The following is a 26,551-nucleotide window of genomic DNA, read 5'->3' on the forward strand; positions in this document are numbered from 1 at the left end:
CCCGATTTCCTATCAGCTAGAAAAGAGAGAGAACTGTTAACCGCAAGCGCTCACATCCCCGTTCATGCAAAACGTCGAGACGTGTTTCACAGAAAAAAGCGTGCCGAGTCCCCGGTGGACTGACACGCTTTTTCGGTTACATTCCTTTTTTCTCCAGGACATGTGACGGAGCAAACAGTTTGCGCCATTTGATTTGCGGCACGCAGATGGCAGCCAGGATCATCAGAACGCCACTCCACTGGGAGAGAGTAACTGTTTCATGCAACACGAAGCTGGACAAGAGAACGACCGTCGGCAATTCGACTGCGCTCAAAATCGTCGCAAGTCCGTTGCCGATCCGGGGTACGCCTACAGCCAGACAAAAGATCGGGATGACGGAGCCGAATACAGCGACCAGCAAGCCGAGCGGCAGCAGACCTTCCAGCAGGCGTCCGTTGAGCAAAAACGTTGGCGGGTAGACGATGGACAACATGACGGCAGCCATGCTGATCGTAATCGCGCTGCGCAAGTAAGGATTCATGCCGGGCAGGACGCGGCCGCTGAAGAAAATGACCAGGGCAAAGGTAGCGCCAGACAGCAGTCCGTAGATCAGGCCAGTGACGCTCACGTTTTGCAAGCCGCCTTCGCTAAGCCCGCTGGCGAGCACCGTTCCGCCTCCCAGCATGAGCAGCGAAACCCATTTGGCAGCTGACGGCCACTTGCGATCGACCACGGATTCGAGCAAAACCCCGATCCAGGTGAATTGGAACAACAGGACGATCGCGAGCGAAGCAGACACGCGGCTGACAGCCTGATGGTAAAAAATGCTGGTAGAAGCCATCATCAGACTGACAGGCGCGAGGATCAGCAAGTATTTGAACTGGAATCGTTCCCGCGAGAAGAACAAGGCCGCCACAATCATGATCAAGCCGCCGAAAACCAGTTGACTTCCGCTCATTTCATAGGGAGTGAAGCCCAGGGCAAATGCGTGTTTCATGAACAGCGACAACACGCCATAGCTGCATGCGCCAAACAAAACGAACAGAACAGAACGCCAGTATGTCATAGGTAAAAATTCCTTTCTTATGACTAAACTCGGTTGAATAATGCCTATTGTACACCAGTGAGAAAAATGGTACAATGAAAAATTTAGCTTCGCTTTATTGTGTTACTGAGGTAATCAACTATCTAGGTAACTCACTACTATGGTAGCGAAGGAAAGTGTCTGAAACGCTTATATTGAGCATGAATACATAGCCGTTTGGCGGCAATTCCGGTACACTACTCTATATGTGTGGCACATGGCAAACTCGGTGGAGGCAGAAAAAATGAAACAGGGGATCTTTTATGCGGTTGCGGCGTATTTTGCATGGGGTTTGCTCCCTCTGTACTGGAAGCTGTTTCAGTCAATGGGTGCATGGGAAATCCTCGCTCACCGCATCGTCTGGTCCGTTCTTTTTGTCGCAATCATTATTCAGGTAACGAAACGCTGGAAGACGATGTGGGGCTCGGTAACCGGGGGGAAGATGTTCGCGGCTCTTGCCATTTGTTCGCTTCTGATCAGTGCGAACTGGCTGATTTACATTTGGGCGGTCAATAACAACCAGATCATGCAAACAAGCCTCGGCTATTACATGAACCCGTTGTTTACCGTGTTGCTCGGCGTCATCTTTTTAAAAGAAAAAATGCACGCAGGGCAGTGGGTTGCGCTCATTCTGGCAGCCTGTGGCGTCCTGTTTGTCACCTTTCAATACGGCGAAGTTCCGTGGATCGCGCTCTCTTTAGCCGTGACGTTCGCATTTTACGGTCTGGCGAAAAAGCTCGTAAAGCAAGAAGCGATGATCGGGCTTGCCTGGGAGACTTTGTTTGTCGCTCCAATCGCTCTCGGCTATTTGCTTATGCTCCAGGCGAACGGAACGGAGACGATCGCGACTCTCGCCTGGTGGCAAATGTTGCTGCTTGCGCTCGCAGGAGTTGCGACTGCGATGCCGCTGTACTGGTTTGCGCAGGCTGCCGTGCGCTTGCCGCTGTCGATTGTCGGCTTCATCCAGTATTTGTCTCCGACGATTTCTTTGCTCACGGCCGTCTTCCTTTATAAAGAACCGTTTACAACCACGCATTTGATCAGTTTTGCCTGCATCTGGTCTGCGCTGATCATTTTTACCGCAAGCTCGATGCGCAAAAAACCGGCCGCTGCTCCGATCAAACAGGAAGTGGCGATCAAAAAGCAGGCGTGAACGTGAACGAAAAAAACTCCTGACCAGTTCCGAGGCATATGCTTCGTCCGGTCAGGAGTTTTTTGTTTGCGCAAAAGCTTAGGCTTGCTGTTTGCGGCGATACGCGCCATGGTCGGTTGGACCGACGTACTGATTGAGGGCAAAGGAGTGGCGAATCGCTTCTGTAATGAAATCTTTCGCGACAGCAACGGCTCCGCGCACGGAGTTGCCTTTTGCCAGCTCGGCACAAATCGCAGCCGAGAATGTGCAGCCTGCTCCGTGTGTAAACGTAGTGTCAATGCGCTCGGACTCAAGCACTTCAACGGATTGGCCGTCATAGAAAACGTCGACGGCATGGCCGCCTTCCAGCTTGGTGCCGCCTTTTACGACAACGTAAGCGGTGCCGAAGTCATGAATGCGTTTTGCCGCTTCTTTCATATCATCAACGCTTTTCAGCGCGCCCATCTCACTGAGGATGCCCGCCTCGAACAAGTTCGGGGTTGCCACAGTCGCACGCGGAAGCAGAACTTCACGCAAGCTGATGGCGATTTCCGGGTGGAGCGCTTCAGCGCCTTTACAGATCATCACCGGGTCAACGACAACGTTTTTCAATTGGTATTGTTCTATTTTGCGGCTAGCAAGCTCTACCAGTTCGGTTGTACCGAGCATGCCCGTTTTTGCTGCGTCTACGCCGATTCCGGCCAGTACCGTCTCGATCTGCTTTTCGAGGATGGCCACATCGATCGGAAACACTTCATGGTTCCAGTTGTTGTGCGGGTCTTGGGCCACGATGACAGTAAGCGCTGTCAATCCGAATACGCCAAGCTCCTGAAACGTTTTGAGGTCTGCTTGTTGTCCAGCTCCGCCGCTGGTATCGGAGCCTGCAATCGTGAGTGCTTTTTTCATGGTCATTTTGATTATCTCCCTTATGTGCAGCAGCGAAGTGAATGCAGATCTTTACTGTCATGCACTGTAATGTCTCCCTCTATATTAAGAGGAAAAAAACGGCGATGTCAATAATATCTCCACAAATAAAAAACCGCTTCCCCGAGATGAGGAGCGGTTGCAGATGTGTGTATGCAATTAATTGGAAGCAGCGTGGTGGAAGGAAAAGCTGATTGGCGTGGACAGAGTGCGGGAGCGCTTGGTAGCGAGCTGTTTGGCTTGCTTCGCTGCTTCAAACATGCTTGGTGCCTTGATGATTTCCACCCATCTGCGCGTTGCGGTTTCAAATAAAAAGCGGTAGATTGTCATCGGTCATCGACCCTCCGTGTTTTCTTCACTCTCTTATTGTAGTACGGATTTGGCAGCAGTTGGTTACGCGTTTGTTACATGATTTTGAAGATCTTGCATCTTTTTTGTAACAAAACAAGGGAAAAATTGTTTTTCAAAAAGCCGTTACGTTTTGAACGTTTTTGCGTCTTTAGTATGAGAAATGAACGAATGAGGTGCTGTAAAAGATGGCCAACACAAAAGGAGAGCTGACAGTAACCGGGGTCAATCACAGCTACGGAACAGGGAAACTCAGGGTGCCCGTACTGTTTGATATTAACCTGCACATCAATCGCGGCGAGTTTGTGGCTCTGTGCGGTTCGTCCGGTTCAGGGAAGTCCACACTGCTGAATCTGCTCGCGGGCCTGACCAAGCCGGAAGAAGGAAGCGTGACGGTAAGCGGAGAGGAGATCTCCAAGTTTAGCGAAAACCAGTTATGTCTGTTTCGGCGCAAAAACATGGGCTTCATTTTCCAGTCGTACAATTTGCTGCCCAACCTGACTGCGCTGGAAAACGTGGAGCTTCCGCTGATCTTCGCGGGCGAAAGCGTCAAGAAGCGTCGGGCGAAAGCGACGGAGATTTTGAATCGCGTCGGGCTGGATGGGCGGATTCATCACCGTCCAAACGAGCTGAGCGGTGGTCAGCAGCAGCGTGTCAGTATTGCGAGAGCGCTGGTCAACCAGCCGGATATCATTTTGGCTGACGAACCGACGGGGAACCTCGATTCGAAGACGGAGCAAGAAATCCTTCATCTTATGAGGGAAATGAACAAGGAAAATGGGACTACGTTCATCATCGTTACCCATGAGCAGGAAGTAGCAGAACAGTCCGACCGCGTGATTTACTTGCAAGACGGCCGGGTTGTACAAAAAAGGACGAGACCAGCGTAGGCGAGGGTATGAGGTGAACATATTGTGAAGGTAATAGATTCGTTTCGCATCGTCTGGAGAAATCTGTGGCGAATGAAGCTGCGGACGGCTCTGACGTCCGTCGGTGTAATGATCGGAACGGCGGCCATTGTCGCGATGATGGCGCTCAGTCTGGGCCTGAAGGAAAGCGCTGTGAAAAGCTTGGAAAACTTCGGGAACCTGACGGAAATGGACGTCGAGCCGATGTATTACAATCAGGAAAAGGACGAGCCGATCCCGGATGACCAGCGCAAGAGGCTGAACATGGAAGCCGTGCAAGAACTGAAAAAGATCCCGGGAATCGCCAGCGTCATGCCCGTCAAGCGACTGAACGAGCAGGCGAAGCTCAAAGTAGGCAGGCGCGAGGGCTACGTGGAGCTGGTAGGGGTAGACGTGAATGAATCGGCTGCCTACCGGAAAAACGATGTGGAAAAAGGGAACTATTTGACAGGCTCTCCGCAGGAAGTTGTTGTGGCGTACGATGTTCCAAGAGAAATGCGCGATGTGGAAAAAGAAAAACGCGAGGCGCGCAGACGAAATTCCGGAGGCGGCAGGCAGTCCGACATGCCGCCGGATATGATGGGCGGCGGTGGCGAGGGAGCAGCCTTCAACATCGTCGACAAAGCGGCCACACTCGTTTTGACGCGGGAATACCGCATCGACGACGAACCGAAGTTTGAGAAAAAAGAACTGCGGGTGAGAGTCGTCGGACAGTTGCGCAAATCGGAAAACTTCCGATACTCCAGCGCTGTGTACGTGCCGCTCAGTGTCGTCAAAGAGCTGAACGATTGGGTCAACCGCAGCCGGGGCAACGAGAGCGATGAAGGCTCACCGCGCCGTACGCGCGAGCAAGCGAAGAAAGACACGTTCGAATTTGACCAGATGACCGTCAAGGTGGAATCGCGCGAGCAGGTAGAGAGCGTCGTCAAAGCCTTGAAAGAAAAAGGCTACGAAGTCTGGTCGCCAGCGCGCGAGCTGGAAACGATCAACAAATTTTTCTTCGTGATTCAGATGGTCTTGGGCGGTATCGCGGCGATCTCCTTGCTGGTAGCCACGATCGGGATCGTCAATACGATGATCATGTCGATTTTGGAGCGAACGAAAGAAATCGGCATCATGAAAGTGATTGGCGCAACGGTATTCAACATTCGCTGGCTGTTCCTGATGGAGTCGGGCTTTATCGGTCTGATCGGTGGATTGGCCGGACTTGGCATGGCCTGGGGCGCTGTAGAACTGGTGAATTATTTCGGAGCCTCGGGCGGCATCATGGACAGTTTGAACATGGGGTATGGCGGAGGCGGACCGGAAGGCGAACCGAGCAAATTGGCAGTCATTCCAGCCTGGCTGGCACTGTTTGCCATCGGCTTCTCCTTTGTTATCGGTTTGCTCGCAGGGATTTTCCCGGCTATTCGGGCTTCCCGTTTAAGCGCACTTCAAGCGATTCGATCAGAATAAGAAATGTGGGGAACGAAGATGAACAAGAAAAAATGGATCATACTGGCAGCAATCGTGGTCGTTCTGGGAGGGGGCGGCTACGGTGGCTACGCATACTACCAGTCGCAAAACACGGTGGCAGAAGAACCGCCGGCAGAAGAGCCTTCCTTCCCGACGGCTGTCGTAGATGTAGGGGAAGTGAAGAAAACGATTTTCTCTTCCGGGACCGTGGAAGCAAAAGCGCGTGAGGAAGTCCGTTCCGAGAGCAGCGGCAAGGTGCAGAAACTGCTCGTGAAAGAAGGACAAGCGGTGAAAAAAGGCGACGTGCTGTTTACTGTAGACAGTATGGACGCCCAGCTCGAATTGCAAAAGCTGGAGCTGGGGATCACCCGTTCGCAAAAAGAGTTGAGTGAGCTGAAAAACAAGAAAGACCGGATTGTCTCCAACAAAGCCGGGAAGGTGAAAGAGCTGCTCGTAAAAGAAGGAGACTCGGTTACTCCTGACACGGTTGTAGCGAAGCTGGTCAACACCGACAATTTGAAGATTGTCGGGAAGTTTACGGCGTTTGAAGCGGATCAGTTCCGCGTCGGCCAGCCTGTGAAGGTGTTTGTCACCGCCTCTCTCTATTATGTGGATGGAGTGGTGACGAAGGTCGACAAGATCGGGAAAAAGGAAAAAGGCGTGGGTGGCGTTCACGACGTCGAAGTGCTGGTCAAGAAGCCGGGTGCACTCTACGCAGGAGATATCGGGCAAGTTCAGTACACAGACCCTAAAGGGGTGCTGTACATGAGTCAGCAAGCCACTCCGTTTGAATTGTCGGATGAAATGGAGATTTTGGCCGGAACGCATGGCAAGATCGGAAAAGTGGAGATTGACAAGGAAGACGAAGTCAAAAGCGGACAGCTTTTGTTCAAAATGGATTTGACCGATTCCGAGCTGGAACTGAAAGACAAAGAGCTTTCCTTGAAAGAAGCGCTGCTGAACCTGGAGCAGAAAAAGCGGGAAATCGCCAAAAAGCAAGTGGAAGCGCCGATCAGCGGGGTCATCACGAAGCTGAATGTCAAAGAAGGCGAAACCCCTGGTTCTGAGCCAGTTGCCGTTATTATGGATACTTCCTCTGTTTACTTTGTAGCTGCGGTAGATGAGATGGATATTCCAGCGATCAAGCTCGGCCAAAGCGTAGATGTTTACTTGAATGCTTTTGGCAACAAGCCGTTCAAAGGGAAAGTCACCGAGCTTCCGAAAGAAGGGACAAAAGAGGACAAGTCTGTTCGCTTCGCCGTCAAGGTGGAGTTGAGCGAGGCTGCCGATATGAAGCACGGCATGACGGGTGACTGCGATATTTACGTCGGGCAAAAAGACAACGTGAAGCGATTGCCGCTGAATGCCGTTGAGGTCATGGAAGCAGGACATGCAACCGTCATGGTCAAAGACCCGTCGTCTGGAGAGCCGACACCGAAAGAAATTGAGATCGGACTGGAAGGCGCGGACTTTGTAGAGATTGTCAATGGCCTGAATGAAGGCGAAGAAGTATTGATGATGAATCCGGAAGGCATGTAAGGATTACAGCACGAGCATGCAACGAGAAAAGACAACAGCCTTGTGTACCCGTCTTGCAAACGGATCGCGTTGGCTGTTGTCTTTTTTAGCGATAGCGGGTCAATGAAAGTCTCTCGCAGACGTTTGAGGTCAAGCTTTTCAAAGGATGAGCCACCAGCTGGCCAGTCTCGCGGCTGAACTGCTCAACTGCCGGACCCATGGACAGCTGCGCCGCTGCCAAGGCTATGCCAGGACGGGCAAGTTGAAGGTGATGGAGCGCTTCCTTTATTTTGGCGCAGTATGCTTCTTGTCTGTTTGCCATCAGCAGGTCAAACGAATTTTCGATGATGTGAAGCTCGATTGCGGGATCGCTCCCGGCTGCTTGCGCGTAGCTCCGCAAGCGGTTCATGGTCGGTTCGACTGTGGCCGGGTTGCTGAACAAAAGCAGCTTCGCACCGGGATCAAGCGACAGTTCCTGAAGAAGCGGGCCGTCTATGGTGAAAATGGGAACCGCGAAACTGGCCTCGTCTTCTGGGGTTAGGTAAGAAGCGTACTGGGTGCAGGTGATGATCACGGCGTCTGCCGAACATCGACTCATCCACTGCAAATGGTCGCGCAGTTTCGCGTGCGCCTGCTCGATCGCAAGGACAACAGCTCCTGTGCTTTGCAAAAGAATGCCCGGATCGACGAAATGAACAAGTTCGACGTCGAGCGCGGCGAAGGCATCGGCTAAAAGCGCAATATTCGAATGGTGCGCGTGCAAGCAGGCAATTCGCTTCATCGGCTGGCATCCGGCTGCAAAGAGGTTGGCGTGGCTTCCTTGCGGGCGATGAAGCGCAGTCGCTTGTAGTCCATGACCCAGCTGCCAGCGTGGAAAAGCGCCGGGCGCAGCAGCTCCGTCACCTCTTCGCGGATGTCCGTCCTCGCTTGCGCGGACAGTCCCGCGAAAAAAGGGCTGCAAAAGGAATCCAGCCAATGCTGTAACCCCTGATCGCCATCTGGCAGGGTGGTTGGTCTGTCGAAGTGGGAGGCCAGTGTGACGCGAAAGCCTTGCTTTTCCAAAAGGGCAGTGTACTCGCCGGTGCTTGGAAAATACCAGGGAGAGCGCTCATCTGCCGAAATATTGTGCCGACTCAATGCGATCCGCAAAGCTTGGAGGATGTATTCGCAGTTGCCTTTTCCGCCAAGCTCGGCAACGAAGCGTCCGCCGGGAACGAGCAGCTGCCAGACAGACTGAATCACTTCCTGCGGCTTTTTCATCCAGTGCAGCGCCGCATTGGAAAAAACAGCGTCATACAGCTCGTTTGACTGATAGGAGTGGGCGTCGGCTACGGAAAAGGCAATCTGTGGATATTTTTGTTTGGCTGTCTCGATCATGCTTGCGGAAAAGTCGATGCCTGTCACCTTGGCGCCAGCCTCTACCAGTTGCGCGCTCAAATCCCCGGTGCCGCAGCCTACATCGAGAATGTTTTCGCCGGGCACGGGGGAAAGCCACTCCAAAAGTCCTTTGCCATAAGCGGACACAAAACTCATCTTGTCATCGTAGAGCTTGGCATTCCATTGATTCGTGAGACTCATCTGTCTCCCTCCTTTTCTCTTGTTTTACCAGTTTTATAGGTATAAATCAAATCTATAAAAATGATCAAACGAATAGTTTTTACCTATGTGCATGGCGCGGAATTTTTTCAAACGGCACAGGAAATCAGGCTCATTTTGTCGAAGAAAGACGAGTGGAAACACTACAGCGAATGCAAAGAAAGGTAGAGAATATTCCGTGAAAAAATGGGTTGTAAAAGCACTTCTTGTGTGTCTGGCTACTGGCACCTTTTTGTCGGGAGTATCGGCTCCGCCAGCCATGGGAGCAGGGGCTGCAACATCTATGAAGAAAAACAGCCAAGTAGCAAAGCCCGTTTCGCAGCCTGTTCACAATATGATTATCTTTAACGACTATCAAGTGGCTGGCCAGGATTCAGGAGGGTGGAACTGGGTAAAAAATGACGAATTTATCCTTCCGCCAGATACTCCTCTCGATATCGACCTGCTGCAAACGACGTATGGTAGCGGCACGAACCTCAATAAAAGCGAGGTGATGCTTGACGGTGTTGCCATGCCGGAGTACCAGGCCGAACAGCAGTCTTCGCAAAGCACGTTCCGTTGGCAAGTTCCCCGCTTTTCCATTCCGGCTGCCAAATTGACGGCTGGCCTGCATACACTCACGTTTGTCGTATCAGATGCCAAAGGGCAGAAAAGCACCGTGCATGTGCGCTTTCAAGTAGAAGCGCAAAACTACCCGAGCGTTTTTGAAGGGGAGAAGGCTGAGGGCGAGGAAGTTCCAGCCGGCCGTCAGACAGTTATTTTCGGCATGATGGGCTCTACGAATTTTGCCAGCACGGTTCCGGGAACGTGGAAAATGACCAACAAAGCAACAGGTGCCGAGCTTAAAGCGGTACCGGGAACCGTTTTTGCGACGGGAACGCTGGCAAATGGAGAATACGATCTCGTGTTCACTCCCGATGACATGAGCATGAGCATCTGGACGACAAATATTCGCGTCGGCATGGCGGAACTGTACATGGGAACGGACGCCAATGGTCAAAAGCTCTCGCAAGGCCAGCAAATCTCTGCCCCTGCGGCTCCGGGAGTGGTTCCGCTGTATTCTCCCGTTGCCGGACGCTGGTCGGCGAATGGGACAGGACAGACTTTGACCGACTCCCAGCATTTCGAGGTGGCGATTCCGGAAATGATGGCGGGAATGACGATGACGGTCACTTTTGAGCCGAATCAGACAACCAATCCTGACAACATCTGGGGCAGCTCAGCAACGGAAGTAAAAATTCAGGTTCCCGGTGCGCCCAACTCGTGTGATTCAGCGAGTGCAACTGCGACGATGGATGTGCTGATGCAGCAAAATGCGCAATCCTCGATGATGGTCGAGCGGGAAAATTTGTCCTCGTCCGATATTACCGTGAAGCTTTACCAAAGACCTGTACATGTGATCTGGCTGGCGACAGCGGCGGAGCATGTGGAGCATGGCAGTGAAGCGTCAGACGACGAAGGGCCGGGCTTCTGGGCCGTTGACAACGTGGTGGTGGATGAATCGAAGCTGAACTGGGATCATACAGCGCTCCTGCTGTCCAGCTACAAGCCAGGCCGACTCAAGGTGAACTATTACAGCAAGCGGGAGCCTCGCCAGTCGTGGTGCGGCTATATTCAAGTAATTGAAGATGTCCGGCCAATCCCGGCTGTCCCCGCCTGCGACAAGGATGAATCAGGCTTGGCTCCTACCCAATCGCCGCTGCTGTTGATCAACAATCGCGGCAAGGAATATCGCGACGGGCAGACCATTTCAGTCAATTCCTTGGCAGAGCTGGACAATGACAGAGAGCTGCGGCTAAAAGCTACGTACGCAAAACGCAGCGGAAACAAAAAGCTGCGGGATGGAACGGGACGCAACGGCACGGCTTACTACATGCCGAACCTCGTCTGGACGTACGGAGAGACGCCAGTTGGCTCCAATCAGACGACTGTTGGAGCGACGATTTCATCCGACAACACGGTTCAAGTGTTTTATGAAGGACAGGAAATCGCGCTTTTCGAGTCAGACCCGGATGATGAATACGAAGATGAGGGAATGTCATCCCTCGATTTGCGGCAAATTATCGAGGACAACGACGGAAAAGCAGGCGTCTACACAATCAAGGTGACCAACCATCTTACGTACAAGACTTGCTCGCTTGTGCTAAAAGACAAAAAATACGTGAAAGACTTGAACGTCCAGGAACGAAATGAAACCATGTCTCTGAAAGTAGAAGTGAAATAAGCAAACGTCCCCCTTGCAATTGGCAGGGGGGTTTTTGTTGGGAAAAGTGCTCAAAGGGGAGGGCAAGCGAGATGACCAGTGAACAGATCGCCATTCTGAAACAGTTCGGTTTTTGCATCGAAGGGGAGCAAGTGAAACATTTGAAGCTGGGAATCGTAACAGACAGTAAGGAATTTGCACGCTTTTCCACGCCTGAGCAGTTGCAGGAGCATATCAAACAGCTGCTTCGCAATCAGTGTTTATGGAAGCAAAAGCGCGGCGAGCAATAGAAACAGAAGAGCGGAAAGGTGTGGGAGGGATTGGGACAGATGGAGTCGAGAGCATATTTGCAGCAGGAGCTGGCAGCGGTAGAAGCATGGGAGAAAGATCAAAACGACTTGTGGTTTTGGGAAAAGCTGGGCAGGCTTCCTTTCGTCTGGCTGGATAAAATAACGCCCAATTTCGTCAGGGATAAGCTGGGAACGGCAGTAGACGAGATGGCGGCATTTCTTGAAACGGGAGGGACGTATCTCGTTTCGGATGCGGCGATTTACAGCAAGTTCGCTCAGCGGCTTGAGCAGGAGCAATCCGGTTCGAGGCAGCCGCGAGCAGAAGAGGTCGCAGGAGCGCCGCTTGTGCTCATGGATGAAGTGGCTCTTAATCTGAAAGAGTCGCGGGCGACTTTTGCCACGGTGCAAGGTGCGACGACGGGGATCGGCGGAATTTTTACATTGGCTATCGACATTCCGTTGCTTTTGGGCACCTCGTTGAAAGTATTGCAAGAAATGGCCCTCTGCTACGGATATCGGCCAGAAGAAAAGCGAGAGCGCCTGTTCGTGGTCAAGTGTCTTCAATTTGCTTCCTCGGATATTGTCGGGAAAAAAGCGATTTTGGCTGAGCTTTCCCGGTTTGACGAGCCAGCTGCGCAGAAAGACGTCATCGCGCAATTGCAAGGCTGGCGGGAGGTCGTCGTGACGTACACCGAAAATTTCGGGTGGAAAAAGCTGTTTCAGCTGGTACCGATTGCGGGTATTTTGTTCGGAGCGTACTTGAATCGTTCAACCGTACAGGATGTCGCCGAAGCGGGGAGAATGCTTTACCGCAAGCGGCGAATCCTGGAGCGATTGCGGGCACAAGAAACAGCGCAGCGTGATTAAGCCAGGTCTTCGGCTGTCAGCGCGAAAATCAGATGATCTTCCCACACGCCGTTGATCTGCAAGTAGTGCAAGGACAACCCTTCCTTGCGAAAACCGTTTTTCTCCAAAACGCGAATAGAGGCCGTATTGCGAGGCATGACAGCGGCTTGCACGCGGTGCAAACCGGCTTCTTGAAAGGCGAAAGCGAGAGCGAGCCTGACGGCGGCTGTCGTGTAGCCTTTTTGGTTGCAGCTTTGATCCATGAAGTAACCGATGGTCGCGTTTTGCCAGGCGCCGCGTACGACGTTTGACAGGGCAACACGGCCGATCATGTCGTCCGTTTCGCGCAGAAAGACGCCAAAAGCGTAGCCTGTGCCAGCGGCAAAGTCTTTTTCCGCCTGGGCGATTTGTTCCTGTTGGCCCGTGAGCGTCAAAAAGGAAGACGACCGAATCGGTTCAAAAGGTTGCAAAAAAGCATGATTACGCAGCCGAAGCTCAAGAAGCTCGGCTGCGTCGTCCATGCCCAGAGGTCGCAGATAGACCGTTTCTGTATGTAGCGTCATGATATCAATCCTCCCTGGAAAAAGTCGGATCGACATTGTACCATGACTTGATTTAAGTGGAAAGGCTTTTTCTTTTCAGCGGCCTTCTGGTCTTAGCCCAGCAATTCGGAGAAAGAAACGCCAAACGCCTTGCAGGTTTCCACTTCTTTCGCTGTAGGGGACAGCTCGATTTTCAAGCCTTCAAGTGGTGTTTCCGCACCGCGCTCGCTCGCCTTTTTCAAGAGAGTATCTACGGCAGCGCCAACGTGCTCGTAAGCGGAATCGCAGGAACCGAATGCGACTACTTTTTTGCCAGTCAGATCGATGTCGTCCATCTCTTCGTAGAAGTCCAGGCACTCGTCCGGAAGATCGCCGTCGCCCCAAGTGTAAGCGCCGAGCAGGATGCCATCGTAGTCCTCAAGTTCCTTGGCTGTTGCGTCCATCACTTCTTTTATCTCCAGCTCTTTTCCTGTGGATCGAATACCCTCAGCAATCGCTTCAGCAATTTCTTGTGTGTTTCCAGTCATGCTTGCGTAAACCATCAAAATGCGGCTCATAAGGTTGAAACCCTCCAAATAAGATAATGAAAATCATTCTCACAAAAATAAGATAATGAAAATGATTCTCGTTGTCAACGATTTTTTTTCTTTCTATAAAGCTGTTGCCACATGGGAATGATTTTGGTAGAGTTAAATGAAATTATAATATTGGAAGTCTAAATAGAGGTGCGCCGAAGAATAGTACATCTTTTCGTCATCTGCCGGGGGGCGGGAAAAGGAGGAAAGGCTAAAGCGCCGAAGCGGTTGTTGTTCCCCTCGAACAGCAGCGGCTGGGGTGGCTCATGAACAATGAACATCCTGTCACAAAAGACGATTGTCTTCTTGTGGAGCGCTATTTACGATTTGCTTGGGCAGTTTGGAAAGCAATGAGATAGCGAATGCACTCATTGCTTTTTTTAGTCAATTTAAACAAGGCAAGGTTTTGACCAAAAAGGAGGATTTACCTGTGAACATGATGGATGCAAATGAAATTATCGCGTTTATTCAAAAAAGCGAAAAGAAAACACCTGTGAAAGTATACGTGAAAGGCAATCTGGAGGGCATTGACTTCGGTGCCAGCGCAAAAACGTTCATCACTGGCTCTACTGGCGTCGTCTTTGGCGAGTGGAAAGAGATCGAGCCTGTTTTGGCTGCAAACGCCGACAAAATCGAGGACTACGTGGTAGAAAGCGACCGCCGCAATTCCGCGATTCCATTGCTCGATACAAAAGGCATCCAGGCTCGCATCGAGCCGGGCGCGATCATCCGTGACCAGGTTACCATCGGAAACAACGCGGTGATCATGATGGGAGCTTCGATCAATATTGGCGCGGTAATTGGCGAAGGCACGATGATCGACATGAACGTGGTTGTAGGTGGACGCGGTACAATCGGGAAAAATTGCCACATCGGCGCTGGTTCTGTCATTGCAGGCGTTATTGAGCCGCCTTCCGCACAGCCGGTTGTTGTCGAAGACGATGTCGTGATCGGTGCCAATGCGGTTATCCTCGAAGGCGTTCGCGTAGGAAAAGGCGCGGTCGTAGCAGCAGGCGCGGTCGTGATTGAGGATGTGCCGCCATACGTGGTTGTTGCGGGCACACCTGCTCGTGTCATCAAACAAATCGACGACAAAACTCGCTCCAAGACGGAGATCAAGCAGGAGCTACGTCAGCTGTAGGGGAGAGAGCTCACATGGACTGGCGTACGCTCGACGAACAATACATCGTCTCTTCTTATAAACGTTTGCCTATCGCGATCGCCAAAGGGGAAGGAAACTACCTGTACGATACAGCGGGCAACAAGTATTTGGACCTGTTTACGGGCCTGGCAGTCAATGTGCTGGGCCACTCCCACCCGCGGATTGTTCAGGCGCTGCGCGATCAGGGAGAACGTTTCCTGCACATTTCCAACGTATTTTTGAACCAGCCGGCGATCCTGTTGGCCAAGCGGCTGGTCGAGCAGACGATCCCGGGAAAAGTGTTCTTCACCAATTCCGGCGCAGAGGCGACCGAGTCCGCGATCAAAATGATTCACAAATGGACGAAGACCGACGGAGCCGGACGCGAAGGGATCGTCGTCTTGCGCAACAGTTTTCACGGCAGGACGCTGGGCGCCGTTCGGCTGACCAGGCAAGCGCACGTCTATCAAGATTTTCCGCAGCCGGATTTTCCCGTGTACGAGCTTGATCCGGAGGACACAGCCGGATTGCGCGCCATCTGTCGCGAGGCAAAGCCAGCAGCCGTCCTGATGGAGCCTGTTCTTGGCTCCGGGGGTGTCGTGCCTTTGTCTGTAGACTTTTTGCGCGAGGTGGCGACCATTTGCCAAGAGGAAGGCATGCTGTTTGCCATGGATGAAATCCAGACAGGCATGGGACGGACGGGAAAACTGTTTGCCTACGAGCACGCAGGCGTGACGCCAGATTTGATCCTGTTTGCCAAAGGAGTAGGCGGCGGACTTCCGCTCGGTGGCGTCATTGCCGGGACGAAGCTGATGAACCAGTTCAAGCCGGGAGATCACGGCACGACTTTTGCGCCGTCTCCGCTTTCGGCTGCTTTGGGCAATGTCGTGCTGGACGAACTGCTCGATCCCGCATTTGCAGCGAGCGTAGACGAAGTGATTGCCTACCTGTGGGCTGGACTGGAAGCACTGCGTGAGCGCCTCCCGGAACAGCTTCAGGCGCTGCGCGGCAAAGGCATGATGGTGGGAATCCCGCTCAGTGCTGCTCCCGAAGAGGTCAGCCGCTTGCAGCAAGCCATGCTGGATCGGGGAGTTCTCGTGGATGTGACGCAAAAAACGATTGTTCGCTTGCTGCCGCCGCTCACTTTGACCAAGGAAGACGTAGACCGTTTCCTGGAAAGCTTTGCAGCGGAACTGGCTGAGCTTCAAGGGGCAAAAGGGGAGGCGTAAGCGATGACGACATCTTTGTTTACCCAAATTCGCCGCGATCTGCACCAAATTCCCGAGCCGGGCTTTCAAGAGGTAAAAACGCAAAAGTATTTGCTCGATTACCTGGAGAAGCTTCCGCAAGATCGGCTGGAGATCAAGACATGGCGCACCGGGATTTTGGTCAAGGTTGCCGGAACCAATCCGAAGCGGACGATTGCCTGGCGGACTGACATGGACGGCTTGCCGATTGCAGAGGAGACGTCCTATCCGTTTCGCTCGTTGCATGAAGGGTACATGCATGCGTGCGGACACGACATGCACATGGCGATTGCTCTCGGGCTGCTGACGCATTTTGTGCAGCAGCCGATCGCAGATCACCTGCTGTTCCTGTTTCAGCCGGCGGAAGAAGGGCCAGGCGGCGCCCTGCCGATGATGGAGAGCGAAGAGTTTGCGCTCTGGCGGCCCGACTGCATTTTTGCCCTGCACATCGCTCCCGAGTATCCTGTGGGCCATATTGCTACAAAGCCGGGCATTTTGTTTGCGAACACGTCCGAATTGTACATCGATTTGGTCGGAAAAGGCGGACATGCGGCGTTCCCGCACAAAGCAAATGACATGGTAGTTGCCGGGAGCCATCTGGTGACGCAGCTACAGTCGATCATTTCGCGCAACATCGACCCGCTCGATTCCGCTGTCGTGACCATCGGCAAGCTGGAGGGCGGAACCAAGCAGAACATCATCGCCGAGAAGGCGCGGCTGGAAGGGACGATTCGCACGTTCTCGACAGAGTCCATGGCTCTGGTCAAAGCGAGGATTGAATCGCTAGTAAAAGGGATCGAGGCCGGTTTCGACTGTACAGCATCCATTGACTACGGCGTGGGCTACTGCCAGGTGTACAACGAAGAAAAGCTCACGACAGCGTTCATGGACTGGGTGCGCGAGCATGGGGAGGATGTGACGCTGATCGCCTGCAAGGAAGCGATGACCGGAGAAGACTTCGGCTACTTCCTGCAAGAGATTCCCGGCTTTTTGTTCTGGCTGGGCGTTCATACCCCCTACGGTTTGCATCATGCCAAAATCGAGCCGAGCGAGGAAGCGATCGAAGTCGCCATTCGTCTCGTCTCCCGGTATTTTACCTGGCTTTCGCAGCAAGACTAGCGTGCGACGGCAAAAGAAGAGCGGCTGTGCTGGCCGTTCTTTTTTTATCGGCCAATACCAATAGTGTGCGGACGGCCATACGCCCGCATTGTCAAGAGTCCGGAGTGGTTATTCACAAAATGGTGAACAAGTCTTTCTTCCTGTGCGGCCGTTGCTTGTGGATTCTGTGGATATTGTTGAAAAAACTTGTCTTTGCACCACAACTATTTGCCGTTTTTCACGTATAAACTAGAGAGAAGAAATTCCGGAAGAACAAGCGCTGCCGCGCACACATACAGGAGGATTATGACATGAAAAAAGCATGGTTATCGGCCTTGTTGGCGCTGACTGTAGCGGGAGTCGGGACTACCGCTGCTTTGGGAGAAGGTGCGTTGCGCGTATTTGTCGGCTCAGAAACGATTGCGAGTGACATGCCGGCTTCCAAAGCTGAATCGGTTGAATCGTTGGTCAATAAGCTTGGCGGATTCGTCGATTACGATCAGAAAACAGGAAAGCTGCAAGTAGTCAAGCCCAATGTAAACATCATTGTCCTGGAAGGGATTCAGCAGACACGCAACAAAACAATCGTGTTCAGCAACCCGATCAAAGGCTACAGTGACAAAAATGTTCCGCGCACCTTCAACGTCTTTGTCGAAGTGGACGAAGCTCCCGTCGCCAAAGACTTGCGTATACAACTGGTTCTGATCGGACCGGATGGCAAAGAAGTAAGCAGAGGAAAAGAGCTGAAGTATTCGACGCAAAACGCGAACAGCTTCTATTTCGCCGAGCCGTTTGTTTCGACCAAGCTGGAGGACTACGGCAATTACAAGGTGCAAGTCCAAATGAAGTCGGAGAAGTTCCCTACGTATGTCGTAGTAGGCGAAAACACTTTTACGGTAGGGCGATAAATTAAATGGCTTGGAAACGTTCCCACTTGGCTTGGTCACATGGTATAATAGACTGAATAAACCAATATACATGTTGAAAGCAAGTACATGAAAGAAAGGAACGATGGGAGCAGATGGAGACAAATCCCCCGCGATCGTCCACGGATGTAGAAGGCCCGAGTATACACATTGCCTGGAAAGATGAGCATTCGATTCAGGCAGAGTGGAGTATGACGAAGGAGTTCGAGCAGGAAGTGGAGAAGAAATTTGCGATACCTTTTGCCGAACTGCCGTTTGTCCTGCGCCTTTTTGACGTGACTGAGCGCAAAGAGATCCGTAACGATGGCACAGACCTTTACACTGATTTTGATATTAATCACCGCTCTTCCGAATGGATTTTGTACGGAGTCACGCAAGGATTGGAATATTGCGTCGATCTCGGCATTCGGATGGTGGATGGAAGGTTCTATTCGCTGTCAAGATCTCAAATGATTTGATCAACGTGCTCGTTTGATTTGGCTGTTTGGATGTGTGATCCAAGGAAGCCGCATAGGAAGTAGTACCCGTTTTCTTATAAGGAAAAAGCCCCGCTGGCCCACGTTTTCGTGTGGCTGGAACGGGGCTTTTATTTTTGCGGCGGATGGCTTATGGCACTTGGCGCTGTTTGTCCAGCAGACGAAGCGCGATAGCGAAGACCGCCCAGGCAGGCAGCGGCTCATCCAGCTTGCCGAGCCATTCCGGCGACGTAATCAAACCTTCGCGCAATGCCCGTTTGCCGAGATCGAGCTTCCAGGGGGGATAAGGGGATGGCTCTTCAGGCGTAAATTGATCGTAGGCGCTCAAATTGTAATTTTGAATCAGCCGAATCAGCTTGTCGGCGTACTGCGGATCGGTGGCATATCCGGCTTTTGACAGCGCCTGGGCAGCTTCCTGCGGCGTCTGGGCCATCAGCACTTTTTTGTATGCGGGCTTGAGCAGAAACTGGGCGTGATCGTCGATGGATTGTTGATAGTTGTAATAAGCTTTGAACTCGGATGGGTGGGACACGGTTTCCCCGTTTACGACTTCCTTGCTGACGGTGATGACCGATCCGGCGGGGCCTGTGCCTTTGATGCCAAACAAATTGTAGGAGGAGCGGCCTGTCGTCGAATCAACAGGCACTTTTTGCCCCCAGCCTGATTCCAAAATGGCTTGCGCAATCGTGATGGAAGGGAAAATGTGATAATTCAAGTAAGACTGCCTGGCGGAGCCTGCCACCAGCTCGATGAATGCTTGCGGCTCCATACGCTTTTCACCTCTTTCGTCGTCGCTGACCTCTGGCGGTGGGTACTGGCAAATTCGGCTATCTGTACCCATGTTATGCCGGGCGCAGCGAAAAAAGCTCCGCGAGGAAAGCAGCGCACGCATGCAGACGTAAAAAAACAGCAGGTCAGAGCCTGCTGCTTCATGGTTACGGTTTGCGAGGTTGAAAATATTGGACGCGTTTGTTGAACAAATGCAGCTCCGCCTTGTAGTCGCGGGCCAAGTAACGACAGTATTCGTTGGCTTTGTTCATGTCTCCGTTCGTGGCAGCTTCCGGGAGCGAAATCTGGATGTAATGCTTCTCGGTGCCATCTTCGTTGGCGCTGCCAACTCCGACCACGATCGATTTGTACATGCTCGGGTCTTTTCCCTTGAGGAGGAACCACGATTCCTTGCCTTCCGGACGTTCTTCTATGGTGTATGGAAACGCTGCCTCTTGATAGGACCAGCCGAGTTGCTGCCCTGTTTTAGCGGTCATGTCCATATATCGCGTAAACTTGGCTTTCACGTCTTCAATAGTTGCAGATTGGGCGGTAGAGCCATTCACAAAATAGATGTAGGCCGATTGAAGTTTCACGATTGCACCCTCCTAGTACCGGGAATATCTGCGTTTAGTGTAGCATTGCTTCCACTCTTTGGCAATGAGACAGTTGCGAAACGAAAACAATTGCGTGTCTTTTCTGAAAAGTGTAAAATATAAATACTATTTATATAGTCGATAAGTGAACGATAAAGGATCATGGAGGAGTAAGCCCATGCAGGAGGCCTCGATTAGACACGTATTTGAAGCATTGAACACGATGCGCGCCATTGATGTGGTAAACAAGGAAGACTGGGAGCGGGCGGCGAAGGAAGCCGAATTGGATTCCTCCGTGCAGTTAAACATTCTCTGGATCATTTACTGTTATGAAGGAGTGCGTGTCACCCAAATTGCCGATTGGACTTTCTGGCACCCGTCTTCGATCGTCATTCACATCAAAAAGTTGATGGAGAAAGGGATGGTGACGATTGAAAAGTCTGAGCTGGACGGACGGGTCGTCCATGTGTACCCAACCCAGCGAGGCAAAGAAGTTTTGGAAGAAAGCAGAAGAAATGTCCCATCAATTTTCAGATTGACGTATGCCCTGGAGAAAATGGAGGAACGATACAGTACAGCAGTAGTCGAATTGTTCTTCGAATGCCTCTCCTTTGTGGCCCAATCGCTGCACGGAGCGGAGAAGGTGAGATGGATTCAGGAGGGCGAAGATCGCGTGATGAATCCTACTCATCTGATTAGTTAAGGAGCAGAGGGTGGCAAAAAAGCCGATTTTCGTGTATACTGTTAAATACTCCGAATATTTTTGAAATATTTCCGGAGTGAAAACCAAGATGAGGAGGGATTGCTGATGGAGCACTACGAACACTTATACGACGTTTCTGAGAACGCGAATGTCCGTTTTCTCGGATTTGTTTCTGAGGGAACCAGACACGACTTTGGGATTGTATTTACACACAAGTTTTATGGAAAGCCGTTGGTGGTCTGTATGCAAACGGGGCAATCAACCCTTCTCTGTTCAGAGGATGCGGTAAAGCCGGGATATTTGCAAAAAGTTTTTCGACTGGACTCGGAAAGCGAAGCCCAGGCGCTCGCTGAATTTTTCCAACAGTACCTACCGACCATTTCATTTGAAGAGAATCAGTACTAGCAGGCGGGCAGAAGTTTATCTTCTGCCCGTCTTTTTTGCTAGAGCGCCGTGGCTGTCTCGAAAGCAAGCGGAGTACCCTGTTTACGAAGGCGGGCGACCCGGCTTACAATCGGGATAAGGAACAGGAGGCCAGATCGATGAACGTACATAAATGGGCGGCCAGCGAGCCGAGAGGAGCAATCGTGCTGGTGCATGGAACAGGAGAACACCACGGGCGGTATGAGCATGTCGCCGCTTTTTTGAATCAGCAAGGCTGGGATGTGTATGCAGGAGATTTGCCAGGCTGGGGGCGTTCGCCGGGAATCAGGGGGCATATCGACTCGTTTGACGATTATTTGCAAAGGGTGCGGGAGTGGACGGCGTTTGCCCTGCAAGACAGCGCCGGAAAGCGTCCCGTCTTTTTGCTCGGGCACAGCCTGGGCGGATTAATTGCGACTCGCTTCGTGCAGGAAGAGAAGCTCGCTCGTGAGCTGACGGGACTGATCCTGACTTCTCCGTGCCTTGCGCTGAAGCTGGCGGTTCCGGCGTGGAAGGCGCGGGTGGCGAGTCTGCTCGACCGCGTTTGGCCGACGCTTGCCATCGCCAACGGGATCAGCCCTGACATGGTTTCGCGGGATGTGGCGGTTCAGGCTGCTTACAAAAGCGATCCACTCAACTATCCAAAGGTCAGTGTACGGTGGTTTCAGGAATTGCACAAAGCGATGAACATGGCTTTTGCGCAAAGTGGACAGCTTGCGGTGCCTGTGCTGGTGCTCCAGGCAGGTGACGACTCTCTCGTCGATGCCGATGCTGTCGAGCGCTTCGCCGAAGGCATACAGGGAAACAAAACGTTTCGGCGTTTGCCAGGCTTGCGCCACGAGGTGCTGAACGAGCCGGAGCGCGAGGATGTACTCCGGCAAATCGGCAACTGGCTGGATGAAATCGCCAAAACGAATGTGACATACTAATTAAATTCAAATTGTGTGCAATTACCGTATTGACTCCTAATGGTGTGGCATATTAAGATGAGAGTACGTTGAATCGAAGGATATGTGTTATCACATTTCATGAGGAATCCAATGCGGAGGGGACACAGATGGGAACTATCGTATGTCAGACTTGCGGGACCATCATCGAGCATTTTGAGAGCAACTCAGTGAAAACGCTTTATGCGGCTTGCAACTGCGAGTGCCGACCTGATCAGAGACAGGAAAAAGAATAGGATAAAACGCGCAGGCCACTCAGTTCGGGGCCTGTTTTTTTTGACAACCTTTTCATATTGAAGGATAATGGGGAAGTGTGATAATCGTTGCAAAAGGAGGAATTGTTTCATGAAACGAAAGCCCATGCAAGGACTGATGGCCGCAGCGCTACTGGTCAGCTCCTTGTGGACCGGGACGCCAGCGTTCGCTAACAGTGTCGGAGAGGAAATCAAAATAGACGCTAGTCAACCTGAAATTTCTGAGGATGGTTTCGACATTTCCAAAGATTATGCCGTATGGAAAGTGGAAGGCGAGAAAACACTCACCCTGTACAACCTCAGCAAACAGACAGAATTGAAAATCGGTGATAAAAAGTCCGACAAAACAAGCCCGAGAGTGGACGGGAAATACGTCGTCTGGATCGACTCTCGCAACGGAGGCTCCGATGTATACCTGTACGATATCGCCAAAGACGAAGAGATCCGTTTGACAAAAGACGCTTCGGTAAGCGGTCTGGAAATCACAGGCAAGCAAGTCGCCTGGGCAGACAAGAGCGATGAAGGCACAGACATTTATTTGTACAACATCTCGACAGGTGATACGACACGCGTGTCCACAAGCGGGAAAGCCGAGTCTCCAACCGTGGGCGACAGCTATGTAGCTTGGGCAGACAAGAGAGAAGGCAACTACGACATCTACTACTACGACATCGAGCGCGGAGTAGAAAAAGCGGCAGTCTCCGGAAAAGGCGATCAGATCGAGCCAAGCATTTACAACGACAAGATCGTGTACGAGAACAGTACGAGCCAACAAATTTACCAATATTCGATCAGCGGCGGTAAAAACAAACAGCTTACAGATAGTTCGGACAGCAAGGGATTCGTACATATTTTCAAAGACAGAGTCGTCTATCTGGAAGATGACGATTTGGTTTACCACCAATTAAACAAAACGTTTGGCAAAGAAATCGTCAGCAACATTTTTGACGAGGTCGGTCCTCGCCTTTACGAAGACTACGTGCTGTATGCCAAGAAGGACAACAACAAAAAACTGCGCTTGAGTCTGTACGACCTGGACGAACAAGAAGTCATTCCGCTCGGGACCACTTCCGGCAAGCCGATTCAACCAGACGCTTCCGACCGTTATGTCGTGTACGTGGCAGAAGCCAAAAAGGGCAATGCTGTCATTTTGTACGATACAGAAAAAGGTACAAGCAAAACGATCAGCAGCGAGGACTCCGATCCGGAAAGAGCCGTTGTAAGTGGACGCTACGTCGTCTGGTATGACCAGAAGGAAGACGCGCTGGTTGCCTACGATATTCGCAAAGGGACAACCAAACAGATTACGGACGAAGATGAAGATCAGGAGCCGAGCGACAAGCTGTACGAAGTCGATGGCGACAACCTTTTCTGGGTGAACATCAATCGCCGGGCTGATCTGATGATTACCGATTTGGCGACAGAAAAAACAACAGAGATCGAGAGCTTGAAGAGTGAGCCGCTCTCCATCGATATTTACGGAAACTACGCTGCCTGGGTGGCAGAGACTGGCAAGAAAACGGCGAGCGTTTATTTGTACGAAATCGATGAACAAGACACGACAGAAATCCGCAAAAATGTTAACGTGCAATCGGCGCAAATCGGTGACGATTTTGTCGTTTGGAGCGAAACAAGCGACAAGTCCAAGACTGGCTGGGATTTGTACCGCTACAACATGGATCGCCAACGGACCGATTTGCTGATGCGTTTCAACGATCGCGATCAAAAAAATCCGCAAGCTTCCCGCAATATGGTGTTGTTTGAAGACAACCGCCTGACGAAGAAAGACAATGATTTCTACTATGAGCTGTATGATGCAGAAGACGGTTCGTTCAGCGACGTCGAATGGAACGAAAAAGCGGAAATGTCCAGTGCGCGAATCGGCGGCAACCGCGTTGTTTGGATCGATGAGCGCGATGGAGATCCGGTTGTGTACACGATGGCATTTGCGAAACCGCAAGATAGCGATGAGGAAGAGGAGCCAGGGGAAGAAAAGCCGGAGCCTGGTGAAGTAAAAGAGTTCAAGTATGTCGACTTGCTCAATAACAACACTTTGGGCAAACTGCTCAAAGAAGTCGGCTACAACAATTTTGTGTATGTGTTCTTTGAAGGAACAGATGAGGAAGTTACCATGACCATGCGCGAGGTCGTAAACGACAAGAGACGTTTTGACAATTACATGAAGCAAAGCGACGTGGACGAAGTCGTGGTGCGCGTCACCTACTAGAATGAATGCGCAAGCAAAAAGCAGACAGTGGACATTTTCCAGCTGTCTGCTTTTTTGCGTGCAAACCGTTTTGCACTGCGCGAGCGCTTTTTTGCACAGATAAGAATTGATCAGATGCTTATCTAGTATAGGTGCAACCAAGACTGCGCCAAAGGCTTGGCGCAGCCAGGTTTTCTAAGCAGGGGGAGTTGCTGGAATTTGGCATAAATACGGCTTTGTCAGCAGTAATCCGGCCAGAAACAAAAGGACGGCCACATAAGCGGGGAACAAATGCCAGAAGTCGACGTAACCGACGGCAAAGTGAATCCCGATGCCCGCAGCGAACCCCGGTATGCCAGCGAGGAACAGCGTCCACCACACCCACGCTTCACCGCGGCGGAAGCCCCACAAGCTGATCAAGAGGACAGCGAGACCGTCCGATACAAGTGCACCGCCAAAACCTGCCCTGTCGTGAGCGATCAGCGGAATCAGCTTTTCGTTAAAGGCGTTCAGCATTTCTGCGGATACGCAAAGAAAGACCAAGTCGGATGGAACGAAGACGCCAGTAATCCCGATCAGGGAAATGATCAGTCCAGCTCCCGTCAGGCTAAAGCCGATGATGACAAAAAGCAGCTGCCCCCACAAAGCCATTTTCCACGTCCGGTCGTTATGTACGTCTGGCGGAAGGGCAGGCATATGTCTGTTGGCTCGCGTACGCAGAGCAAGCAAGAACAGCGGGAGCAAAAGCAGCGCCAGAATCGCGTGCATGTAGTCAAAATAGCCGTAGCCAATAAACAGGAAAAAGCTGGAGAATCCGACCGCTCCGGAAGCGAGCAGCACGGCGCGTGTCCAATGAATGTCGTTGCGCAAGCCGTGATACGATAGCTGCGCATACATGATGCCGATCGAGATCATCGTTCCCGCCAGGCTGATCCGGTCGTGAGCCATAAACGAAAGCAGCTGCGGGCTGATCAAAGCAAGTTGTTCCGCGCTCATTTGCAAAAAACGTTCGTCGTACGGGAGGATGACGCTGGCAACGGCAATCAGCCACGCCAGTGCGCCGCCGATGATCATCCCGATGCCCAAAAGCAGCCCGCAAAGCCAGGAAGGAAGCCACAAGGCGGATCGTTCCTGCGGCTTTTTCGTAGTCGTGGTCGCTTCAGACACTGCCGCTGCTTCCTTGTCCATGTCCGGGAGCGGACAGTCCAGCGAAGCGCATGCGCCGAAACGGGATTGCAAAATCGCTTCGTTGATTCGCTTCGGCAGGCCAGGACCGGAGTAGACCAAGCCGCTGTGCAACTGGACAAAGTCAGCGCCAGCGTCAAAAAAAGCAAGAGCGTCTGCCGGTTCCAGGATGCCGCCAGAGCCGATCAAAAGGCATTCAGGCCAGACAGCTCTTGTCCGGGAAACAGCTTGGAGAGAAGCTGCGTGTGACGGCTCGCCTGTGACGTATGCAGCAGTATGCACATTTTCCGCATCCCGCTCCCGCTGCTGTACGCCTACGCCTCTGACGCCCCCGCATACGATCACGCCGTTCAGCCCTGCTTGCCAGGCCAGGCGGAGCAGACGAAGCCACTGGTTTTCCTCCAGGTCAGGCGGGAGCGCCAGCAGGACGGGCAGCTCGGTAGCTTGCCGCAAACAGGCCAGATGATGCTGCCACTCGGCGTCACTCCACGGGTTGTCTCCCTCCATGGCGCGGCAGTCCAACGAAAAAAAGGCGCAGTACGGCTGCAAGCGGGCCATCAGCTGTTCTCTCTCCGCTGTCGCTTCCTCTAATGTTGCCCCCGGACGAAACCCCAATCTGGCTCCGAGCGGGATCGCTGACGGCGTGGAAGTGGATTGGCGCAAATGGCTTTCTACGGCTTCGATTCCCGGATTTTCAAGCGGTGTCCTGTACGTAATGGCGGAAGCACCTACGTTCCGAGCCGTCTGCCCGGAATCGGCAAGCGGCGCAAGCGTAACTGGCCCCAGCTCGATGTAGCCAAAACCGAAGCGCGACAATGCTCCAAGCGCTGTTCCAGCCGGGTCCAGACCAGCTCCCAGGCCAACCGGAGCAGGGAAGGTCAGTGCGCCGACTGTTTTGGATAAAGTTGCAGGCGGATGCATATGGCCCATCAGCTCGATGATGGACGAGCCGCCAGGCAGCTTTGCCAGCGTGCCGATGGCGGTGAGGGTCAGACTTCTGGCGCGTTCGGCTGGCAGCAGAAAAAGCAAGGGCCGAAACAACGTTTGATAGGACCAGTCTGGCAAAAGGATCAACACCTTCCTGATTTTTCCCATTTCTATCTTATCTCAAAAGGTTCAGGCGATACATGCCCAAAAAAGCAAAAAGCCGTTGTCTCCGCAGAGGCAACGGCTTGGGAAGC

At 52.2% G+C, this 26,551-nt stretch carries 27 protein-coding genes and 1 riboswitch; of the genes, 17 read left to right on the forward strand and 10 right to left on the reverse strand.

Translation table 11 applies throughout. The features are described from left to right. Nucleotides 1–136 precede the first annotated feature (136 nt). The gene (locus IRJ17_RS14415) at nt 137–1,045 is read right to left on the reverse strand and encodes an EamA family transporter (RefSeq protein WP_122964931.1); all 909 of its coding nucleotides are present in this window, start codon (nt 1,043–1,045) and stop codon (nt 137–139) included. Between the two features lie 262 nt (nt 1,046–1,307). On the opposite strand from IRJ17_RS14415, the gene rarD reads away from it, so the two are divergent. Next, a complete protein-coding gene (rarD, locus tag IRJ17_RS14420; RefSeq protein ID WP_173599302.1) occupies nt 1,308–2,216 on the forward strand; it encodes an EamA family transporter RarD in 909 nt (302 codons plus the stop codon). Nucleotides 2,217–2,294: 78 nt separating this feature from the next. Here rarD and pdxK read toward each other — a convergent pair whose 3' ends face one another. Together pdxK and IRJ17_RS14430 are read right to left on the reverse strand one after the other, a co-directional pair. After that, a complete protein-coding gene (pdxK, locus tag IRJ17_RS14425; RefSeq protein ID WP_122964933.1) occupies nt 2,295–3,107 on the reverse strand; it encodes a pyridoxine/pyridoxal/pyridoxamine kinase in 813 nt (270 codons plus the stop codon). Between the two features lie 171 nt (nt 3,108–3,278). Continuing rightward, the gene (locus tag IRJ17_RS14430; protein ID WP_167470319.1) at nt 3,279–3,449 is read right to left on the reverse strand and encodes a hypothetical protein; all 171 of its coding nucleotides are present in this window, start codon (nt 3,447–3,449) and stop codon (nt 3,279–3,281) included. A 206-nt stretch (nt 3,450–3,655) separates the two neighbouring features. On the opposite strand from IRJ17_RS14430, the gene IRJ17_RS14435 reads away from it, so the two are divergent. Genes IRJ17_RS14435 through IRJ17_RS14445 form a run of 3 tightly spaced genes read left to right on the forward strand, consistent with a single transcriptional unit; the run spans nt 3,656 to nt 7,369 of the window. Next, the gene (locus tag IRJ17_RS14435; protein WP_122964934.1) at nt 3,656–4,357 is read left to right on the forward strand and encodes an ABC transporter ATP-binding protein; all 702 of its coding nucleotides are present in this window, start codon (nt 3,656–3,658) and stop codon (nt 4,355–4,357) included. A 24-nt stretch (nt 4,358–4,381) separates the two neighbouring features. Next, entirely contained in the window at nt 4,382–5,830 is a 1,449-nt protein-coding gene (locus tag IRJ17_RS14440) for an ABC transporter permease (protein WP_122964935.1), read from the forward strand. A gap of 18 nt (nt 5,831–5,848) precedes the next feature. Further along, nucleotides 5,849–7,369, forward strand: a complete 1,521-nt coding sequence (locus IRJ17_RS14445; RefSeq protein ID WP_173597005.1) for an HlyD family secretion protein — start codon at nt 5,849–5,851, stop codon at nt 7,367–7,369. Nucleotides 7,370–7,454: 85 nt separating this feature from the next. Here IRJ17_RS14445 and IRJ17_RS14450 read toward each other — a convergent pair whose 3' ends face one another. Beyond that, the gene (locus IRJ17_RS14450) at nt 7,455–8,129 is read right to left on the reverse strand and encodes a hypothetical protein (RefSeq protein WP_173597006.1); all 675 of its coding nucleotides are present in this window, start codon (nt 8,127–8,129) and stop codon (nt 7,455–7,457) included. Beyond that, complete coding sequence (locus tag IRJ17_RS14455; RefSeq protein ID WP_217021568.1) at nt 8,126–8,926, reverse strand: class I SAM-dependent methyltransferase; 801 nt, start codon at nt 8,924–8,926, stop codon at nt 8,126–8,128. The genes IRJ17_RS14450 and IRJ17_RS14455 overlap by 4 nt, the downstream gene beginning before the upstream one ends. Before the next feature lie 196 nt (nt 8,927–9,122). On the opposite strand from IRJ17_RS14455, the gene IRJ17_RS14460 reads away from it, so the two are divergent. From IRJ17_RS14460 to IRJ17_RS14470, 3 genes are all read left to right on the forward strand, one after another. Continuing rightward, complete coding sequence (locus IRJ17_RS14460) at nt 9,123–11,168, forward strand: hypothetical protein (protein WP_173597008.1); 2,046 nt, start codon at nt 9,123–9,125, stop codon at nt 11,166–11,168. Nucleotides 11,169–11,239: 71 nt separating this feature from the next. After that, entirely contained in the window at nt 11,240–11,437 is a 198-nt protein-coding gene (locus tag IRJ17_RS14465; protein ID WP_217021567.1) for a hypothetical protein, read from the forward strand. Between the two features lie 39 nt (nt 11,438–11,476). Further along, nucleotides 11,477–12,304 (forward strand): EcsC family protein, encoded by an 828-nt coding sequence (locus tag IRJ17_RS14470; RefSeq protein ID WP_173599299.1) that lies wholly within the window; start codon nt 11,477–11,479, stop codon nt 12,302–12,304. Here the strand turns inward: IRJ17_RS14470 and IRJ17_RS14475 are convergent. Together IRJ17_RS14475 and IRJ17_RS14480 are read right to left on the reverse strand one after the other, a co-directional pair. After that, nucleotides 12,301–12,846: a GNAT family N-acetyltransferase gene (locus IRJ17_RS14475; protein WP_173597010.1), complete on the reverse strand. Its 546-nt coding sequence runs from the start codon at nt 12,844–12,846 to the stop codon at nt 12,301–12,303. The genes IRJ17_RS14470 and IRJ17_RS14475 overlap by 4 nt on opposite strands. Before the next feature lie 92 nt (nt 12,847–12,938). After that, nucleotides 12,939–13,382 carry a flavodoxin gene (locus IRJ17_RS14480; RefSeq protein WP_063229726.1) on the reverse strand — a complete coding sequence of 148 codons (444 nt, stop codon included), beginning with the start codon at nt 13,380–13,382 and terminating at the stop codon, nt 12,939–12,941. Between the two features lie 155 nt (nt 13,383–13,537). Then, nucleotides 13,538–13,727, forward strand: a riboswitch (Lysine riboswitch). Between the two features lie 103 nt (nt 13,728–13,830). On the opposite strand from IRJ17_RS14480, the gene dapD reads away from it, so the two are divergent. The 5 genes from dapD (at nt 13,831) to IRJ17_RS14505 (ending at nt 18,270) form a co-directional block, all read left to right on the forward strand. Beyond that, nucleotides 13,831–14,541 (forward strand): 2,3,4,5-tetrahydropyridine-2,6-dicarboxylate N-acetyltransferase, encoded by a 711-nt coding sequence (gene dapD, locus IRJ17_RS14485; protein WP_173597011.1) that lies wholly within the window; start codon nt 13,831–13,833, stop codon nt 14,539–14,541. A 14-nt stretch (nt 14,542–14,555) separates the two neighbouring features. After that, nucleotides 14,556–15,770 (forward strand): aspartate aminotransferase family protein, encoded by a 1,215-nt coding sequence (locus IRJ17_RS14490; protein ID WP_122964944.1) that lies wholly within the window; start codon nt 14,556–14,558, stop codon nt 15,768–15,770. A 3-nt stretch (nt 15,771–15,773) separates the two neighbouring features. Then, entirely contained in the window at nt 15,774–16,907 is a 1,134-nt protein-coding gene (locus tag IRJ17_RS14495) for an N-acetyldiaminopimelate deacetylase (protein ID WP_122964945.1), read from the forward strand. A gap of 290 nt (nt 16,908–17,197) precedes the next feature. Beyond that, complete coding sequence (locus IRJ17_RS14500) at nt 17,198–17,794, forward strand: hypothetical protein (protein WP_242775178.1); 597 nt, start codon at nt 17,198–17,200, stop codon at nt 17,792–17,794. Between the two features lie 209 nt (nt 17,795–18,003). Further along, nucleotides 18,004–18,270 carry a DUF4912 domain-containing protein gene (locus tag IRJ17_RS14505; protein ID WP_229049705.1) on the forward strand — a complete coding sequence of 89 codons (267 nt, stop codon included), beginning with the start codon at nt 18,004–18,006 and terminating at the stop codon, nt 18,268–18,270. Between the two features lie 148 nt (nt 18,271–18,418). Here the strand turns inward: IRJ17_RS14505 and IRJ17_RS14510 are convergent, their stop codons facing one another. Beyond that, complete coding sequence (locus IRJ17_RS14510) at nt 18,419–19,057, reverse strand: glycoside hydrolase family 73 protein (RefSeq protein ID WP_242775180.1); 639 nt, start codon at nt 19,055–19,057, stop codon at nt 18,419–18,421. Between the two features lie 166 nt (nt 19,058–19,223). After that, nucleotides 19,224–19,652 (reverse strand): DUF1885 family protein, encoded by a 429-nt coding sequence (locus IRJ17_RS14515; RefSeq protein ID WP_122964948.1) that lies wholly within the window; start codon nt 19,650–19,652, stop codon nt 19,224–19,226. A 178-nt stretch (nt 19,653–19,830) separates the two neighbouring features. On the opposite strand from IRJ17_RS14515, the gene IRJ17_RS14520 reads away from it, so the two are divergent. The 5 genes from IRJ17_RS14520 (at nt 19,831) to IRJ17_RS14540 (ending at nt 24,206) form a co-directional block, all read left to right on the forward strand. After that, nucleotides 19,831–20,355: a MarR family winged helix-turn-helix transcriptional regulator gene (locus tag IRJ17_RS14520; RefSeq protein WP_122964949.1), complete on the forward strand. Its 525-nt coding sequence runs from the start codon at nt 19,831–19,833 to the stop codon at nt 20,353–20,355. Nucleotides 20,356–20,460: 105 nt separating this feature from the next. After that, entirely contained in the window at nt 20,461–20,760 is a 300-nt protein-coding gene (locus tag IRJ17_RS14525) for a DUF3055 domain-containing protein (RefSeq protein WP_063229717.1), read from the forward strand. Between the two features lie 137 nt (nt 20,761–20,897). Further along, complete coding sequence (locus tag IRJ17_RS14530) at nt 20,898–21,707, forward strand: alpha/beta hydrolase (protein ID WP_122964950.1); 810 nt, start codon at nt 20,898–20,900, stop codon at nt 21,705–21,707. 128 nt (nt 21,708–21,835) lie between these two features. Then, nucleotides 21,836–21,961, forward strand: coding sequence for a GapA-binding peptide SR1P (locus IRJ17_RS14535; protein WP_083955739.1), 126 nt, complete (start codon nt 21,836–21,838; stop codon nt 21,959–21,961). Nucleotides 21,962–22,070: 109 nt separating this feature from the next. Beyond that, nucleotides 22,071–24,206, forward strand: coding sequence for a TolB-like translocation protein (locus tag IRJ17_RS14540; RefSeq protein WP_242775182.1), 2,136 nt, complete (start codon nt 22,071–22,073; stop codon nt 24,204–24,206). Between the two features lie 174 nt (nt 24,207–24,380). Here IRJ17_RS14540 and IRJ17_RS14545 read toward each other — a convergent pair whose 3' ends face one another. Beyond that, the gene (locus IRJ17_RS14545) at nt 24,381–26,435 is read right to left on the reverse strand and encodes a dihydroorotate dehydrogenase (protein ID WP_242775185.1); all 2,055 of its coding nucleotides are present in this window, start codon (nt 26,433–26,435) and stop codon (nt 24,381–24,383) included. Nucleotides 26,436–26,551 lie beyond the last annotated feature (116 nt).

The sequence above is a fragment of the Brevibacillus parabrevis genome, from assembly GCF_022701015.1.
Classification (GTDB): domain Bacteria; phylum Bacillota; class Bacilli; order Brevibacillales; family Brevibacillaceae; genus Brevibacillus; species Brevibacillus parabrevis.